We start from the raw sequence: 14,361 nt of genomic DNA on the forward strand, positions 1-14,361 counted from the left end.
AAAGAGAATTCTATAAAAAGAATTCTCTCGGGTTTGAAACTTTATTTTTTTCTTCTTTTTTCTCTCCTAGCCCATGAAATTCCATGTGTCTATTCAATAAATCGACAATAGTAGACTGATCATGATCATACATAAATTCGTTGGAAGTCATGTGGAAAAACTCTTTAGATAAAAAGTAGAGGAAGTCCCAATCGGGCTCCTCTACTTCCCCTCTTCATCTTCCTCTTGTTCTTCGTTATCATCTGAATCATTTTCATCAGACATCATAGCCGTTTGATAAGCAACGGTAAAATTCATGATATCGACCGCATCTGTATTTTCTGACACTTCTTTTTCAGTGGTCTCTACACCGTTTGCCTTTAGTACGCAAACAACGAATTTGACACCGTAGAGTACCTCTTCTTTTTCGTAGCCAAGCGCCCATTGTGTCTGAGTTAGTTTATATTTTGATTTCAATAATAACCAGACTGCATTATTAATTTTATAATCTTTCGTTTCTCCAGTAATATTTGATTCAAACGTTCTAAGACTTTTTGCAAAAACGGACATCGTTCATTCTCCTATCTATTATCCTGCTGGAAGAGTTTTTTCGTTTAAAGCTAATGACGTATCGTCATACCAGCCGTTAATCAATAACAAATCACGATCATATTTTGTTTTGTTTTCAGTATCAGCTAAATCCAATTTGTGGTAAACAAATTCTTTTGCTAAATCTCCTTTGTAATCCGGAGCAACTGACTTAATAACAAATTGCGGAATTTGTTCAGTCGTGTCTTCTTTTTTCGTTTCACCACTAATATCCAAAGGGCTCAACGTACATTTAGGGAAATTAAGGATTAATTCATCCCCATTTTCATCACTGAATGGAACAGCTAAACGGAATGGTATTTTTTTTGGAGTCGTCGGCATAGACCAACCACCACCGACTTTAACCATACCTTGTGCTTCTTCTGCAAATCCACGAGGGAAATATCCGGCTGCTACTGTAATAGTTGCCAAACGAACATTGGACAAATCACTATGCATCTTGTTTGATAACCACACTTGTTTTTCATTTAATTCTAAAGACATGCTCAAATTATCTAAAGATGGAGTTTCAAATACCTCTTCGTCATAAATTGGTGGAGTAGAAGGTGTTTCTTCAGTTGTAATCATTTGCAAGTAGAGACTACCTGCTCCGTTCAGTAAAGCTTGCTTTGTATAAGTTGATGTTTTTGCCATTTAAATCTACACTCCTTTTTCTAATGTGTTTTGTATTGTGTTATAAAATTCTGGTTCTAATTGATCGAAAGCTGGTCGCATATGTGGTTTAGGACCTACATACGTTGCTTTAGCAGAACCGTAGATACGAGATCGATTGTCATTATTTCTTCTAACTCGTATCTTCCCTCTGCGATTATCCAATGCATGAAAACCCAACTCATGAAAGTACAAGTGAAAATTCGGGCGTTGACTCCAACCGACAAGGACTTCATTTATTTTATCTTCTACTTCAATACCTGAAACTCCAGCTCCGGATTTTGCCAAACCTTTTGACTTTGCAATCGAGCGTGCTTGATCACGCATTTTGATAGCATACTTTCTTACTTCAGGTTGAGCTTGATTCGCGTTCTCCTCAAACTGACTAAAATCTTGTACAATACCTTCAAATCCAAAAGAGTTCATTAAATCACCTCAATCAAATAATTGAAATAGCCAAGCTCGGAATCCGAATCAACATCCGATATTTCCATCCAGTCTGTAGTAATCAATCCTGCCTCTTCTAGAGCGTTTTCGATTGCTAACAAGTTAATATCCGTTTCTACATCTAAAGCTTTCTGTGCGTAATACATGAGTTGATAGCGGACATGTTTATCGTGTTTCTTATTGCTCAATCTTGTTGATCGGCTGGATACAAAAGAGTAAACAATTTTTGGTAAAGTATCAGAAGTGGATTGATTGTAACTAATTTCAATACCTAGACTTTTTACAGTATCAAATATCAATTTCTTTTTACTCATCAATCCACCTCCAACAAACTGATTTCCATTTCATCATTTTTGTAATTGTAAAAAGAACGAAAAATCTCAAATTCTTTATCTCCGATAAAAGCACGCCACCGAGAATCAATTTCTTGATTACCAGTAACGCCTATTTTTTTAGTTAACTCACGATTAATACTTTTAGCATCAATAACTTCTTGACTAGTTATCCCAAGTGTTCTCCACCAAGATTTCATTTTAGATTCGTACGTATATTTACCAGGTATCGGCGTACCGTATTCATCTTCCAATGGCACCTTGGCTTTTAGTTCTAGAGTCCCATCATTATAAACTGTTTCAACTAACTCTTTATCCTTCAGGAACCTCATCATCTGCAGGCACCTCCATTAATGAAAAACCAAAACTTTGAATTTGTGACTCGAAGTTTTTATAAAAATACTCACTTGCTCCGGCACGCATATAGCGAACATAATCGAAAACAAGTTGCTTTCCTTCTTCATTATCTAAATCAAACGACCCACACCATCTTTTTAAAGTGGAATGAGCCATTTTAGATAGGGCTATTAAATTTTTGTCATCATCATCTGTAACGACATGTAAATAATCTTTCATTTCTTTTAGAGCAAGAGTGTCCATTTAATCCACCCCTATTGTTTGTCTTCTGGATCTTCTTTATCAAGTCGAGTCATAACACGTTCAATATCTTTGTGCTCTTTTTTGATATTAGCTTCGATTTCTTCAGCACGTTTGACTGTCATTTCGAACTCTTCATTTTTTTCAAATTCTTTATTTTCCTTTATACCTCTGAATTTGATATCTGCTTTGAATTTAGCCATCATCATTTCCTCCTATTATCTTTTTATTATCCTGCTGGAACTACTGGTGTTTCAGATGTTACTCCTTCAACAGGAATGGCGATATCGTAAACTTTAGCAGCATCATTATTTGCTGGTTGTCCGTTACCTAAAAGATCAACTGCATAAAGCGTTGCACGTTTTACAGCGAATGTCTCTTTATAGACATATACTTTTTCAGCACGAGATTGAGTTGCATCATATTGACCTTCAACAAAGGCAATCAATTTATTTGCAGGGACTTCTAAAGATTCAATGATATTATCTTGCGAAATAAACGGAAGATTACTTACAAAAGCACCATTTGAATTTTGAGTAGTCACACGAGCTAAAATGTCATAGTAATTTACTGGGTTTACAATTAAATGAACTTTCCCAGCTACTTTACGATATTTCTTTTTACCAGTGTCATCTTTACCAACTTTTTGAGTAAATTCTGAAGCTGATTTTAAGACTAATGCCAATTCTTTGACCATGGTTGGTGCATCCGCAAAAGTTAATGTACCTGCAGAAGTTTTATCTGGATAAACTCCGCTAACTACAGACCCGTCTAAATCTTTTAACAAACCAATTGGAGATTCATTTCCATCACCAGAAACGATGGCTGCTTCCCAAGCTTCTGCAATTGCTTCTTGAAGACATAAACGAACAAAACGGTCTACCCAACGTGGTCCAAGATCTAATGTATCATTTGAGATTAGGAAATAAGCTGTCAAAGCAAGTTGAGTAAATTCAGTTGCTCCAAATTCCGCATCTAATTGCCCTTCTAAATCTTTGTGTAGACTTCCCCAAACTGCAACCCCTTTACGACGAGCGCGGATAACTTTTGTTTTAGCAGTTGATGGAGAAAAAGTGATCATTTTTAATAATGGACGGTCTTCCTGAATGTCGTCAAATACTCGTTCTAGAATTGTTTCTGGCCAAACCTCGTCCTCTTGGAATCCACCAGCTTTTGTTACTTCGTTATAAAATTGGTTTTCTTCAGCAGTCAGAACGTGAATGCCGCGTGCTTGTAAAATGTTATTGTCGTTTACGTTTTTCAGTTCTTCGTATTCATCACGAACTTGCTTTCCAGCATCTTCAGCGATAGCAGTCATATAAGCTTCCATTGCGGCATTTACTTGTTCAGGTGTTGCATCCTCTTTTGTAGAAACGTTGTTAAACGCTAAACGAGCATCTGCAGTTTTGTCTGTAATTTTTAATGGCATATTATTGTTCCCCTTTTCTCAACTTATTTAAAAGTGATTTCTGTTTTGGTTTTTCATTTTTCAGTTCATTTGGTTTTTCAACACTATTTTTTTTGCTAGTAGCTTTCGCACTAAATTGTTCCATAGCTTGTGCTACTGATTGATTAATCATTGCAACGATGTCAATTTGATCAGTAATGTTCTTAGATTTTTCTTTCACTTTATTTGCAAAACCATAATTAACGGCTTCTTCAGCAGTGAACCATTTTTCTTCTTCCATCCAGTCAGTCAATTGTTCATTTGATTGACCCGTTTTTTCTGTATAGATAGAGATAATGGATTCATCAATAGTTTCTAAAGCATTCAATGTTTTCTTTAAATCTGCTTTATTTCCCCAAGCAAAAGAACTTGCTTCGTGAATCATGAATGATGTTCCGGTATTCATGATGGCTTCATCTGCACCAGCTACAATAAATGTGGCGGCACTTGCTGCGGTTCCTGTTACTTCAACTGTGATGTGGCTTGAATGGTTTTTTAAATAGTTGTAAATTTCAATCCCTTGAAATACATCGCCACCAGTTGAATTTAAATAAATAACAATATCATCTGTGACCCCATCTAATGAATCACTCACTAGTTCTGCATCAATTGATTTATCATCATCCCAGTACCGTTGCCGAATAGTTCCGCTTAAAGTGAGTATGTGTTTCCCGTCTTTCGATTCATTTGTAAATTCAAACGGGACATTTTTAATTTTCGGCATTTTCTTTCTCACCCCCTCTCATATCTAATGCTTCCATGTTTTTGGTTAAATAATGTTGCATCATTTCTGGAAGTCCGGTTCGTTCTTTTCCTAGCATTTCCAGCACATCATCCGGTGTAAATACAGCACTACCAACCAATTTTTCAATATCCTTAGCCATCTCAAACTCGTTGTTATAAGTCAATGGCGTGACGTTGGCAACCAAGTCCGCTTCGTAATCACGTCCAAAATACTTCTTGTTGGTTTCAGTTGTGATAATTTCAAATAGAGGACGAATCGCATATTTGACTGCATTCTTTTCATGCTGCTCGACATCTGCTAGATCTCCAGTAAATAAAAGAGGCGACAACTGCAATGCATTTGCCACCTTCGCTATATAAATATTTTCCATTTTCTGCAGCTCATCAACTGAACGACCTAGATAATTGTCTGTTTTTTCTTCTAAATCGTAAGAATCATTTCTGGTTGAAACGACTACGGAATTATTTTTTAACGCTTCAGATAAACTGCTTAGATAAGCTTTAAATTTCTTCTCTTCTTCACCTTTTTTATTAGGGTCCGAAAATCCTTTGAATTTAGCATAAATTCTTAGTTGCCCTTGCCTCATCTGAACAGATAGTAATTGACTAAATAAATTTACATATGAGTTATCCAACTCTTTTAATAATTTACTTAATTTCGAATTATGGTATTTGAAGTGATAAACTTCGCTAGCAATAAATGGTTTTTTTAAGCTCAAACCATCAATGAAAATATTGCTGTACGTTTTTTCAGCTAGCACCTTGTCATCGACAGAGAACCCGTCCGCTACATACCACTTGTCGTTCAACTGGACCACTAAGACTTCGCCGTCCAGAATCATTGTTCGTAACAACTTCGTTCGGAAATCTTTTGCATTTTCATTTGCGTTTGGTGCAACGTTCAAAATGTAGGAGAGCTCTTTGTCTTTAGTTCTGAAATCAACAAGAGATGCACTTGCTGTAATCCTTCCTAAAACTGTATCTAAAGCAGATTGCTTTAAATGAACTTTTTCATAATCATCAACCAAAATTCCCCACTCGCTTTGAGAATAACCTGGTAGCAGACTCTTTAAATAATTAAATACACCAATCATAATCACCACCTTTCAGGTATAAAAATAGCCGACTAGTTTTAATCGACTTAATAAAAACAATTAAAAATCAAGCGTATCTGAAATATGTTCAGCAATTGGATTATCATCTCCTTTTTTAAAAAATCCAAGTATCATCATAATCGAAGCTTTGAGTATTTATCTCAGGGAATACTTTCAAACTGGTATGCAGCGCATGAATGAAAGCCATAAACCCATCTGTTTTCCGTTTAATTTCTTCTTTTTTCTCGAAACGCATATTACCATCTTTATCACGTCTTACATATACATTATTGGTGTACCAGTTCATCATGGTAGGAGTACCAAATACTAATGAACGTTGTGCAAACAAAGATTCAATCGTAGTTCCTATAGTTGCCTGCACACCAGGGGAACGACGAATAGTTTCGACATTAAATCCGCCACGTTCTAAAACAGGCTTCAAAGTCGATGCACGATAATTATCAATTACAATCGTGTCAAATTCATGATGTTTTCTTTGTTCCAGGAACCAATTCAATACTTGCTCCTCAGTGATGGAGTCACCGTCTATTATGGTTAGCAGCCCTTCTCTTTCCCATTGTTCAATCGGAGCGGGAATGGCTTCAGTTTCTAAAAATTTTTTGAATACAAATGTATGAGACTTCCATATATATTCTTCATTGCGTTTAAACAATAATCCCATTGCTGTAAAGTCCTTTACACTTGAGAAGTCGACACTGCCGATAGCAGGAAGCCCGGATAGATTACCGTACTCACGATTTGTAGCTTTCATTTCTTCTTTGCTGGCAACGTTTGAAACCATTTTGACATCCTGGATGTTCATACGTTTAACTAGCCATTTAGCTTTGTCACCCACGCCGTTTTTCAATCGATTCCACTGTTTCAATACTCGATTAAATAATTTTCTAGCATATGGAGACATTGGCTCACAAAACATCGGGTTTGCTTTTTCCCAATTCTTTGGATCTTCTACTTCAGAAGTTTCATCTAAAGTACAAATAAAAGGAAACATCGTGTCAGTTAATTCATCGCTCATTAAAATAAGTCTTGAGCGCTCTATTAATTGATCATAAACACCATCACGGACAAATCCGTTTGTACCAACAAAAAAAGTACGGCCATACGGAACTTTTCCAAGTCCGCTGGTCTGTACTTCGACAATGTCATTCGTCATATACCCATGGACTTCATCAAAAAACAAAGCACCATCGGCAAATGAATCTTTTGTGTCTGCATTGCTTGTTCGAGTTACCAAGACACTGTCTGTATCTAATCCAACAATTTCTTCTTGAGTCTTTTTAAAATACCCCTCATCCTCTAATTCAGGATTCCTTTTAAGCATTTTATAAACATCGTCAAATGATTTTTGCGCTTGTTCTAAACTGTTGGCCGTAATCGCTACGTTATAGTAGTCAACCCCATGAAGCTCACTAATAAAATAGTTGGCTAGACCAGAAATCAAACCATTCTTTCCACCACCACGAGCAAATGTCCAGAAATGTTCATCAAAAACAACTTCATCAAATTCAAAGTCGAATAAAAAAACAAAAGCGATGATGAGTTTTTGAAAGGGTTCAGTTTTAAAATGATATTTTTCTATGAATGAAATACAATTTTCAATTTGCACTTCATCAAAATAGAAATTTTCGTGAGGCAATACTACTCTTTTTATCCAGTTTAATAAATCTATGCGATCACGATTGAGTTTGATCGCGCCTGTTTCATAAAGATCAATATATTCGTCTACATATTTTTGACTAAGCATCAATCAACGGTTTTCTTTCCGGTTTTGAATTTGATTTCGAGGGTGTCTTTTTTATGAGTGAATCCTCAATCGTTTTCAATTCTTTCTCAATTTCTCTCATTTCTTTTAAAGCAAAGTGTGGTTTTGCATACTTTTGATGCTGATTTTCAACTGAATCTACCACACCTTGTTTATTAATCAACGTTTGTAATTTTCTGTGATTTTTAGTTAGTTGAATATAACGATAAACCTTGTTCACATCTAGTAAATTTGATTCATTCACTAACCCCAACATATATTTTTCTAATTGAGAAATTGGAATCTGTTTCACCCATAACACCCCCCTCGCGAATATTTTTTACTCTTTATTTCCAGAGCCGTCTACCATCCCGCTGAAGAAGGAAATAAAAATTCCCAAAACTTTTTACGGGGGCATCTCTTGAAAAAAATCTTCTAACTTTTATTCATTTACCACCATTCATCGTTGAACTTAGCGACTTTTAATCCATGTATGATGTTGTGCACTCGATGACTAACCGTAATCAGGTTGCTATCATCCATCGCTAGCTCAGGGAAGTACTCCAGCGGTTTGACGTGGTGGACAATCAATTTATCTTTATCAACTCCTCCTGTTGACTTGGCTACTTGGCATTCATTGTTGTCTCGCTTCAATATTGCTTTACGTTTGTTGCGCCACGTTTGAGATTGATAAAAATTGTTACGTGCCAATCTATCTGCATATACATCATTATTTGTTCTTAATTTTGCTTTTTCTATTAGATCATTTAACATATTTTTTATCCCCTTAATATAAAGAAACAATGAATCAAACTATCAATATGATAAACCCCTATCATAACATTTGATTTATGATATGATAATTTAAAACGAATGGAGACGATTTACTATGGATCCACAATTTTTTGTAACAAATGCTCTTATTCCATTTACATCAGCATTAGCTGGAAATGCTGGTGGGAATTTTTTAAATCCAGTTTTAACCATTTATGATAATTGGTTTTATAAAACTTTTGGATCAAAATCAGAATTAGAAAAAAAGAAACTAGAGTTAAAAAACCAAAATGAGTTAAATATTTATGAATATGAACTTGAACAAGAAAAGAATATAGGTTTATTTAAAAAAGAAATATTACAAAACTTATTAAAAATTGAAGATGACAATTTATCACTTCCTGATAAACATATTGTTTCATTAATTATGGATAATGCTAAGCTCTATTTAGAGGTTGATGATGTTAGAAGTTACTTTGCTAAAATTTTAGCAGGTACAGCTAATAAAAGTTTACATGATAATATTCATCCGCTGCATATCGAAACAATAAAACAATTAACCAGCAAAGAAGCTGAACTTTTAAAAAAATTAAATTGTCATTTAGGAATTCAATTTAAAGTTACAGTTGATTTTTATTCTAAGAGCTTTGGGCAACCCATAAACAATAAGTATTTCCAAATTTCTCTAGATTCAGATTTCCCAACTTTTAACATGTATATTAAAACAGAAGATATTAATAGCATTCCACAAATTAATAGCCCATCTATATTTTCAATGGACACAAATAGCAACTATAATTCATTAGGAATATTAACAAAGTTAAATATAATATCTGAATTCTCTTTGACACAATATGATACAGTAGGAGTATACGGATCAGAAATGCTTAAAGAATTAATTAATATAATAATTAAAGATATCAGTTATTATTCTAAATACGAGAAGGAACTAAACGAACATTTTGACGACGTTTTTTCTAATGTTAATATTAAGGTATATCAATTGACTGATTTCGGGTCAGCTATAGTAAAGTTAGTTGAAAATAAACAATCAATCTTATTTCCAACATCTGAAAATGAATCTTCGTTTAGAGTTGTTCCACAGGATGCTCATATTGAGCCTTTCGAATCATTATAAAAATATAGGACATAACTTGGTCGCCAAGACTTACAACTTTTTATTTTGTAAGTCATTTCAATAAAGAAAGAGCAACCGCATTTAAGCTGTTGCTCTTTTATCGTTTTCTTATGTTATTAATATAAACTGTTTTTACAACCTTTAACATTCCTCAAAACCACACCTACTAAAGGTCAACTTTTTCAGCGAAACGAATCATCCTCATTATCTCTGCATGTTTCTTTTGAATATAGCCTGAACTATATGTTAACTCTTCAGCAATCATTTCTAGTGTCATTCCATCCACATACTTTAGTTTAAGTATTTTATTGTCTAAACCTTTAAAGTTAGAAATTAAACGAACCATTCTTTCTTTCTGATTTCTTTTAAGAGCTAACTCTTTTTTTATAATCTCAATATTAGTTTCAACTTTTGAACCTTTAGATTCTTTAGTTAAGAATACTTTAGAAAGGTCACCACCTTCCCATCGTTCAAGTTCGCTCTCAGTTACTTCAAGATTGAATTCAAGATATTCTATTTGTTCCATTAATTCTTTATAATCCTTCAACCATTCATACAAATGACGGTTCACCTGCCTTTACTGTGGTCAATTGTTTAAAACGGCAAATCATCATCTTCAATATCAATTGGAGTACTACTCTTATCAAATGGGTCGCTATTGTAATACTGGTTGCTATTCTGATTGCTAGATTGATTTGAATTGTATTGTTGAGTATTTGTCTGTTGGTTATCTCCATTTGATTGAGCACCTGTTTTTTTACTTTCTAGGAACGTTACTTCTTCAGCAACTACTTCAGTAACATATACTCTTTGCCCTTGGTTATTATCGTAAGAACGTGTTTGAATTCTTCCTTCAACTCCAATAAGAGAACCTTTGCTTGTGTGGTTTGCTAATGCTTCAGCAGTCTTTCTCCAAACGACACAATTAACGAAGTCAGCCTTTTGATTTTCATTCTCTTTTTTATATGAACGATTGACTGCAAGTGTGAATGAAGCAACTGCACTGCCATTCCCAGTAAATTTTAAATCAGCATCTTTTGTTAACCTTCCAACTAGAACTACATAATTGATCATTTTTTAACCTCGCTTTATTTTTTAGATTTTTAGTTAAACCATTGATAAGAGCATATCAGTTCACATCTTTTTTTTATTATGAGATAATTTTAAAAAATTGGAGGCGATTTTTTGAAAATAGTGATTAGCTTTATTGATGGAAATCAGCTTGAATTGTGTGATTCTTCGATTATTAATGGATATGTGAATATTAATAAAGAAACCAATAAATATGAATTAAAAAAAGCTTTCTCAACTTCATTTATGGAACTACATACTAAAGTGACAACTTTATTAAATGAAAATGTTCCTCAACTAGGATATGCAGGTTTGATCAATGAGATGGATTGGATCTCTATAGGTGACAATACTGATTTTTCTACTTTCTATAAAACCTCGTCTATAAAATCTATCTCACGAAAATTACTATAAATATATTAATTCACGGGACGATTTTTAAATCGTCTCTTTTTTATTCCGTAACATTCCCCAATTCAATTGCAATCCGTCTATTCTCTCCGCTGCCCTTTCTCTGATAAGCAGCACTTTTGTAGTACCAGATTGTCTCTACTTTCACGCCTAACTTATCCGCGCACTGTTTTGCTGTGCCTTCTGCAAGTAGTTGATAGCCTTTATATACTTCTAATCTCTTACTCATTCAACATCCCTCACTCTCTCCAACAATTTAATTTGCCGAGTAAATTCAATTTGTTCTGATTCATTAAACATTTTGATTGCACAAGCTTTGTTTCGATAAAGACCAGCAATTGCTAAATCAATATTGTTTCTAATATCTACGCCATGAGCTGCTATTGAATGAATCCTTTTTAGTTGGCCAATAGTTAAAGTGTCCGGCCGTTTAAACTTAATTAACTTCATGAATGCTTTATCATCAGCTAAACCTTTGTACTTGTCCGGTTCAATTTCATCCACGAACTTGTCGTTTCTTTCTGCTCCTACCCATCTACGCCTTGTTCTTTCGGTCATACTATCCCTCGTTTTCTTTGTTGAATTTTCTTTTTCTCTGCCTGGTCCATAACGAGTAAAGCAACGTCCAGGATCTTACAATTTAAAACCCTGGCAATTTCAACGCTACTTTTATTCTCATACCACATTGTCCTAAAGATACTGACTTCATCGTCTGTCCAAATAAACTTGGCAGCTTCAAGAATTATGGTCATTGCTTATACTCAACCCACGCTGCAGCATAAGGAGCAAAATACTGTCTAGCTTTGTCGAGATCAATCACTACTGCAGCTTCTTTTGTTTCCATTTCTTCCGCAATATCTTCATAAGTCATTCCGTCACCCAAGTATTCAAGGATGGTTCTTGGGTTTAATTCAACGTTTGGTGGCATAGTGAATGAAGCAGCTTCTTTGATAAAGTTATCAACATCATCCATTTCAACAATGAAATCCTTATATGATTTATTATTGATACCGTCAATGGCCAACTGCTCCTCTTTCACTTCAACTACTACTCCTGATCCGTCAACTACATATTTCAAATAAGGTGTTTCATTTTCAACATCATATGGAATCCGGTAGCTGATTACTGAAGGCTGGATGACCACATTGACTGCTTCACCAATTAATTGATTGATACTTTCGAACTTGCCATCTAGTGATCCATTTTCGATTGAAAGAACAATTTCTTGTTTGTCACCCTTGTTCATTTTCACCGCTTTAATTGTTGGTCTGAATTCTACTGTTTTTGTCATGTCCTATTTCTCCTTTTTTATGTTATATTATTTGTAAAATAAAGATGAGGTGTTAATCATATTTAAATTAGCTATTCTTTTGTTAATTGTAATTGCTTTTAACTTTTTAGAGATTTTCCCTAGAATTAAAGATTGTAAAAAGTACATCAAAATGTTAGAAGATGTAAACGAAGATGATCAGAGTCAATTAGATGGTTTAATGGTTTATAAAACACCTATTTTGAATCTGTTGATAGGCGCATTTGTACCAGATACGCAAATCATTAGATATATGGATACAAATGGCATAGCTCCTATGCCAGCTACCACGTCTATTTACAGTGTATTTCCTCATGAAGAATCTGTTTATGATGTCGAGAAAAAATTAAATCAAGCTTTAGGTTTTTATCAGTTAAAATTTAATAGAATGCTGAATCCATTGTATTGGGTAAGAGTCTTTCTGAATTTACCAGCATTTATAGTAAATTATTTAGGTTTCAAAAGTACAAGAATACCTAAAACACTTAAAGTAATTTGGTGGATCATATTAGCTATTTGGTGGCTATTTACACCTAGTATTGAAGAAATGAGACAATCTGTTTTAAATTACATATATAAGTTATTCTGATCACTGAGTGCTGCATAAGCAGTACTTTTTTATTTAAAATAATTCAGTTTGTATTTCACCCAACGTCCTAACAGTGATTTCAATCCTCGGTTTACTCGAGTAAAACTTCCTAGCAATCAAATCAACTATCTGGCCATCATCTTTCCAAATGATTCCTTTCATTGCATCTAACGGACCTTTTGCATAATTATCAGCATCTGGTTTAGTTACCGGTCTAAGTTGGCCAAGTTCAGCAAGTTCCATATTCCTCTTGCTGAAAGATTTAAGACACTCTTTATAAATAAGTACTTCAACTTCTAATTCGCCTTCTAATAACTGTTTAGGTTTATGTTGCATTGCGTGATAAGCAACTATCTTTTTATAATCAACACTCTTCTTAGGATCATATGCTCTTGCATGGCCACCAATAGTTGTGAACTTCGGTCTTCCTTGTGGTACTGGCTGACCAGGTACAGTGATTTTAATTTCCAATTGATTTATTCCTTTCCGAATGATTGTATTTTTTTGAGACGTTCCATAAATTCAGCTTTTGTTTTTTCATCCATTGGCTTTTCTTCAACTTGCTGATTCTCTTCTTTTGCCCAATCTGGAAGAGTTTCTTTTCTAGTTGAAGGATTACTATATGGTTGCTTCTTACTAGTGTTAGTTCCTTTTAATGCTTGCACTCTCATCTGATCATATTTTTCTCTAAGCTTCTTAGCTGATAAAATAATGCTGCTCCAGAAATCATTTGATTGAGACCAACGAATCATATTTTCAACTTGTTCCGGTTTTCTGTTATCTATCTCAATCATTTTTCTAATGTCATCAGACCAGGTCTGCAGATTCGGTGATCTTGCTTCTGGATTATTGTTTTGAATTTCTTTAAAAAGAGATGAAGCTAATTGATAATGAATAGAATCCTCGTCGTAAGTCCGCTTTGCGGATTGGCGACTATTATCTTTATTCTTTGCATTCTTAGCATTCTCTGCATTCTTGATTGTGGACACTTGATGGACAGTTGATGGACGGTTGTTGGACACTTGTTGGTCACTGGCTTGGTACTCGTTCCAGTTTTTCACTGTAATCACGCTGTATTTCGTAGTTGATTTGATGGACAACATTTGCTCTTCTTCGAATTTTTTTATCCATCTCCATAACGTACGTCCGACAATCTGTTGGTCACGTGGTACCCCTTCATTGAATTCTTTTGCTATAGCATCGCGCCCTGTGACGAATTCACCGCTGGACACGACTACTTCTTTTCCGTTAAACAAAAATTTATTTCCACTATGACTAGCCTTCATTAAACAAAGCATCCAAAGCTTTAGCATATTTGGATTTGTCCAAACGAATGAATTAGTTATTTTCCTATAAAGTTTTATATAACCAATTTCCACTCCGCTCTACACCTCCTACGCTATTTCG

General features: G+C 34.5%; 24 protein-coding genes. 3 read left to right on the top strand and 21 right to left on the bottom strand.

Annotation, left to right across the window (positions count from 1 at the left end):
• Positions 1-10: 10 nt before the first annotated feature.
• From ACKI3H_RS11200 to ACKI3H_RS11265, 14 genes are all read right to left on the bottom strand, one after another.
• Positions 11-151: a hypothetical protein gene (locus ACKI3H_RS11200; protein ID WP_407372329.1), complete on the bottom strand. Its 141-nt coding sequence runs from the start codon at positions 149-151 to the stop codon at positions 11-13.
• Positions 152-201: 50 nt separating this feature from the next.
• On the bottom strand, positions 202-549 hold the full coding sequence (locus tag ACKI3H_RS11205) for a hypothetical protein (protein WP_407372330.1): 348 nt from the start codon (positions 547-549) through the stop codon (positions 202-204).
• A gap of 18 nt (positions 550-567) precedes the next feature.
• Positions 568-1,221 carry a hypothetical protein gene (locus ACKI3H_RS11210; RefSeq protein WP_407372331.1) on the bottom strand — a complete coding sequence of 218 codons (654 nt, stop codon included), beginning with the start codon at positions 1,219-1,221 and terminating at the stop codon, positions 568-570.
• 6 nt (positions 1,222-1,227) lie between these two features.
• Positions 1,228-1,665, bottom strand: coding sequence for a hypothetical protein (locus ACKI3H_RS11215; RefSeq protein WP_407372332.1), 438 nt, complete (start codon positions 1,663-1,665; stop codon positions 1,228-1,230).
• Positions 1,665-2,000: a hypothetical protein gene (locus ACKI3H_RS11220; protein WP_407372333.1), complete on the bottom strand. Its 336-nt coding sequence runs from the start codon at positions 1,998-2,000 to the stop codon at positions 1,665-1,667. Before ACKI3H_RS11220 ends, ACKI3H_RS11215 begins: the two co-directional genes overlap by 1 nt.
• A complete protein-coding gene (locus ACKI3H_RS11225; protein WP_407372334.1) occupies positions 2,000-2,353 on the bottom strand; it encodes a phage head closure protein in 354 nt (117 codons plus the stop codon). Before ACKI3H_RS11225 ends, ACKI3H_RS11220 begins: the two co-directional genes overlap by 1 nt.
• Complete coding sequence (locus tag ACKI3H_RS11230; protein ID WP_407372335.1) at positions 2,331-2,618, bottom strand: head-tail connector protein; 288 nt, start codon at positions 2,616-2,618, stop codon at positions 2,331-2,333. The genes ACKI3H_RS11225 and ACKI3H_RS11230 overlap by 23 nt, the downstream gene beginning before the upstream one ends.
• An 11-nt stretch (positions 2,619-2,629) precedes the next feature.
• Positions 2,630-2,818 (bottom strand): hypothetical protein, encoded by a 189-nt coding sequence (locus ACKI3H_RS11235; protein WP_407372336.1) that lies wholly within the window; start codon positions 2,816-2,818, stop codon positions 2,630-2,632.
• Between the two features lie 26 nt (positions 2,819-2,844).
• A complete protein-coding gene (locus ACKI3H_RS11240) occupies positions 2,845-4,044 on the bottom strand; it encodes a phage major capsid protein (protein WP_407372337.1) in 1,200 nt (399 codons plus the stop codon).
• A 1-nt stretch (position 4,045) separates the two neighbouring features.
• Positions 4,046-4,786 (bottom strand): head maturation protease, ClpP-related, encoded by a 741-nt coding sequence (locus tag ACKI3H_RS11245; protein ID WP_407372338.1) that lies wholly within the window; start codon positions 4,784-4,786, stop codon positions 4,046-4,048.
• Complete coding sequence (locus tag ACKI3H_RS11250) at positions 4,773-5,900, bottom strand: phage portal protein (protein WP_407372339.1); 1,128 nt, start codon at positions 5,898-5,900, stop codon at positions 4,773-4,775. The genes ACKI3H_RS11245 and ACKI3H_RS11250 overlap by 14 nt, the downstream gene beginning before the upstream one ends.
• A gap of 115 nt (positions 5,901-6,015) precedes the next feature.
• Positions 6,016-7,665, bottom strand: coding sequence for a terminase TerL endonuclease subunit (locus ACKI3H_RS11255; protein WP_407372340.1), 1,650 nt, complete (start codon positions 7,663-7,665; stop codon positions 6,016-6,018).
• Positions 7,658-7,975: a hypothetical protein gene (locus ACKI3H_RS11260; RefSeq protein ID WP_407372341.1), complete on the bottom strand. Its 318-nt coding sequence runs from the start codon at positions 7,973-7,975 to the stop codon at positions 7,658-7,660. The genes ACKI3H_RS11255 and ACKI3H_RS11260 overlap by 8 nt, the downstream gene beginning before the upstream one ends.
• 137 nt (positions 7,976-8,112) lie before the next feature.
• Positions 8,113-8,436, bottom strand: a complete 324-nt coding sequence (locus ACKI3H_RS11265; protein ID WP_407372342.1) for an HNH endonuclease — start codon at positions 8,434-8,436, stop codon at positions 8,113-8,115.
• 115 nt (positions 8,437-8,551) lie between these two features.
• Between ACKI3H_RS11265 and ACKI3H_RS11270 the strand changes: the two genes are divergently transcribed.
• Positions 8,552-9,574, top strand: coding sequence for an Abi-alpha family protein (locus tag ACKI3H_RS11270; RefSeq protein WP_407372343.1), 1,023 nt, complete (start codon positions 8,552-8,554; stop codon positions 9,572-9,574).
• A gap of 166 nt (positions 9,575-9,740) precedes the next feature.
• On the opposite strand, the gene ACKI3H_RS11275 is transcribed toward ACKI3H_RS11270, so the two are convergent.
• Both ACKI3H_RS11275 and ssb read right to left on the bottom strand, forming a co-directional pair.
• A complete protein-coding gene (locus ACKI3H_RS11275; protein WP_407372344.1) occupies positions 9,741-10,100 on the bottom strand; it encodes a hypothetical protein in 360 nt (119 codons plus the stop codon).
• A 68-nt stretch (positions 10,101-10,168) separates the two neighbouring features.
• Entirely contained in the window at positions 10,169-10,648 is a 480-nt protein-coding gene (gene ssb, locus ACKI3H_RS11280; protein WP_407372345.1) for a single-stranded DNA-binding protein, read from the bottom strand.
• Between the two features lie 111 nt (positions 10,649-10,759).
• Here ssb and ACKI3H_RS11285 point away from each other — a divergent pair, with 111 nt between their 5' ends.
• Positions 10,760-11,059, top strand: a complete 300-nt coding sequence (locus ACKI3H_RS11285; RefSeq protein WP_407372346.1) for a hypothetical protein — start codon at positions 10,760-10,762, stop codon at positions 11,057-11,059.
• 40 nt (positions 11,060-11,099) lie between these two features.
• Here ACKI3H_RS11285 and ACKI3H_RS11290 read toward each other — a convergent pair whose 3' ends face one another.
• The 3 genes from ACKI3H_RS11290 to ACKI3H_RS11300 all read right to left on the bottom strand — a co-directional run bounded on the left by ACKI3H_RS11290 (position 11,100) and on the right by ACKI3H_RS11300 (position 12,347).
• Complete coding sequence (locus ACKI3H_RS11290) at positions 11,100-11,285, bottom strand: hypothetical protein (protein ID WP_407372347.1); 186 nt, start codon at positions 11,283-11,285, stop codon at positions 11,100-11,102.
• Complete coding sequence (locus ACKI3H_RS11295) at positions 11,282-11,614, bottom strand: hypothetical protein (RefSeq protein ID WP_407372348.1); 333 nt, start codon at positions 11,612-11,614, stop codon at positions 11,282-11,284. Before ACKI3H_RS11295 ends, ACKI3H_RS11290 begins: the two co-directional genes overlap by 4 nt.
• Positions 11,615-11,804: 190 nt before the next feature.
• On the bottom strand, positions 11,805-12,347 hold the full coding sequence (locus ACKI3H_RS11300; protein WP_407372349.1) for a hypothetical protein: 543 nt from the start codon (positions 12,345-12,347) through the stop codon (positions 11,805-11,807).
• Positions 12,348-12,498: 151 nt separating this feature from the next.
• On the opposite strand from ACKI3H_RS11300, the gene ACKI3H_RS11305 reads away from it, so the two are divergent.
• Complete coding sequence (locus ACKI3H_RS11305) at positions 12,499-12,954, top strand: hypothetical protein (RefSeq protein ID WP_407372350.1); 456 nt, start codon at positions 12,499-12,501, stop codon at positions 12,952-12,954.
• 33 nt (positions 12,955-12,987) lie between these two features.
• Here ACKI3H_RS11305 and ACKI3H_RS11310 read toward each other — a convergent pair whose 3' ends face one another.
• Together ACKI3H_RS11310 and ACKI3H_RS11315 are read right to left on the bottom strand one after the other, a co-directional pair.
• Positions 12,988-13,425 carry a RusA family crossover junction endodeoxyribonuclease gene (locus ACKI3H_RS11310; RefSeq protein WP_407372351.1) on the bottom strand — a complete coding sequence of 146 codons (438 nt, stop codon included), beginning with the start codon at positions 13,423-13,425 and terminating at the stop codon, positions 12,988-12,990.
• Between the two features lie 5 nt (positions 13,426-13,430).
• Positions 13,431-14,333, bottom strand: a complete 903-nt coding sequence (locus tag ACKI3H_RS11315) for a replication protein (RefSeq protein ID WP_407372352.1) — start codon at positions 14,331-14,333, stop codon at positions 13,431-13,433.
• Between the last annotated feature and the right edge of the window lie 28 nt (positions 14,334-14,361).

The organism is Carnobacterium sp. (assembly GCF_045617425.1).
In the GTDB taxonomy this organism is placed as follows: Bacteria; Bacillota; Bacilli; order Lactobacillales; family Carnobacteriaceae; genus Carnobacterium_B.

Coding starts and splice junctions, on each gene's coding strand:
- ACKI3H_RS11200 (WP_407372329.1), bottom strand. CDS start 151: ATGACTTCCAACGAATTTATGTATGATCATGATCAGTCTACTATTGTC.
- ACKI3H_RS11205 (WP_407372330.1), bottom strand. CDS start 549: ATGTCCGTTTTTGCAAAAAGTCTTAGAACGTTTGAATCAAATATTACT.
- ACKI3H_RS11210 (WP_407372331.1), bottom strand. CDS start 1,221: ATGGCAAAAACATCAACTTATACAAAGCAAGCTTTACTGAACGGAGCA.
- ACKI3H_RS11215 (WP_407372332.1), bottom strand. CDS start 1,665: ATGAACTCTTTTGGATTTGAAGGTATTGTACAAGATTTTAGTCAGTTT.
- ACKI3H_RS11220 (WP_407372333.1), bottom strand. CDS start 2,000: ATGAGTAAAAAGAAATTGATATTTGATACTGTAAAAAGTCTAGGTATT.
- ACKI3H_RS11225 (WP_407372334.1), bottom strand. CDS start 2,353: ATGATGAGGTTCCTGAAGGATAAAGAGTTAGTTGAAACAGTTTATAAT.
- ACKI3H_RS11230 (WP_407372335.1), bottom strand. CDS start 2,618: ATGGACACTCTTGCTCTAAAAGAAATGAAAGATTATTTACATGTCGTT.
- ACKI3H_RS11235 (WP_407372336.1), bottom strand. CDS start 2,818: ATGGCTAAATTCAAAGCAGATATCAAATTCAGAGGTATAAAGGAAAAT.
- ACKI3H_RS11240 (WP_407372337.1), bottom strand. CDS start 4,044: ATGCCATTAAAAATTACAGACAAAACTGCAGATGCTCGTTTAGCGTTT.
- ACKI3H_RS11245 (WP_407372338.1), bottom strand. CDS start 4,786: ATGCCGAAAATTAAAAATGTCCCGTTTGAATTTACAAATGAATCGAAA.
- ACKI3H_RS11250 (WP_407372339.1), bottom strand. CDS start 5,900: ATGATTGGTGTATTTAATTATTTAAAGAGTCTGCTACCAGGTTATTCT.
- ACKI3H_RS11255 (WP_407372340.1), bottom strand. CDS start 7,665: ATGCTTAGTCAAAAATATGTAGACGAATATATTGATCTTTATGAAACA.
- ACKI3H_RS11265 (WP_407372342.1), bottom strand. CDS start 8,436: ATGTTAAATGATCTAATAGAAAAAGCAAAATTAAGAACAAATAATGAT.
- ACKI3H_RS11270 (WP_407372343.1), top strand. CDS start 8,552: ATGGATCCACAATTTTTTGTAACAAATGCTCTTATTCCATTTACATCA.
- ACKI3H_RS11275 (WP_407372344.1), bottom strand. CDS start 10,100: ATGGAACAAATAGAATATCTTGAATTCAATCTTGAAGTAACTGAGAGC.
- ssb (WP_407372345.1), bottom strand. CDS start 10,648: ATGATCAATTATGTAGTTCTAGTTGGAAGGTTAACAAAAGATGCTGAT.
- ACKI3H_RS11290 (WP_407372347.1), bottom strand. CDS start 11,285: ATGAGTAAGAGATTAGAAGTATATAAAGGCTATCAACTACTTGCAGAA.
- ACKI3H_RS11295 (WP_407372348.1), bottom strand. CDS start 11,614: ATGACCGAAAGAACAAGGCGTAGATGGGTAGGAGCAGAAAGAAACGAC.
- ACKI3H_RS11300 (WP_407372349.1), bottom strand. CDS start 12,347: ATGACAAAAACAGTAGAATTCAGACCAACAATTAAAGCGGTGAAAATG.
- ACKI3H_RS11305 (WP_407372350.1), top strand. CDS start 12,499: ATGTTAGAAGATGTAAACGAAGATGATCAGAGTCAATTAGATGGTTTA.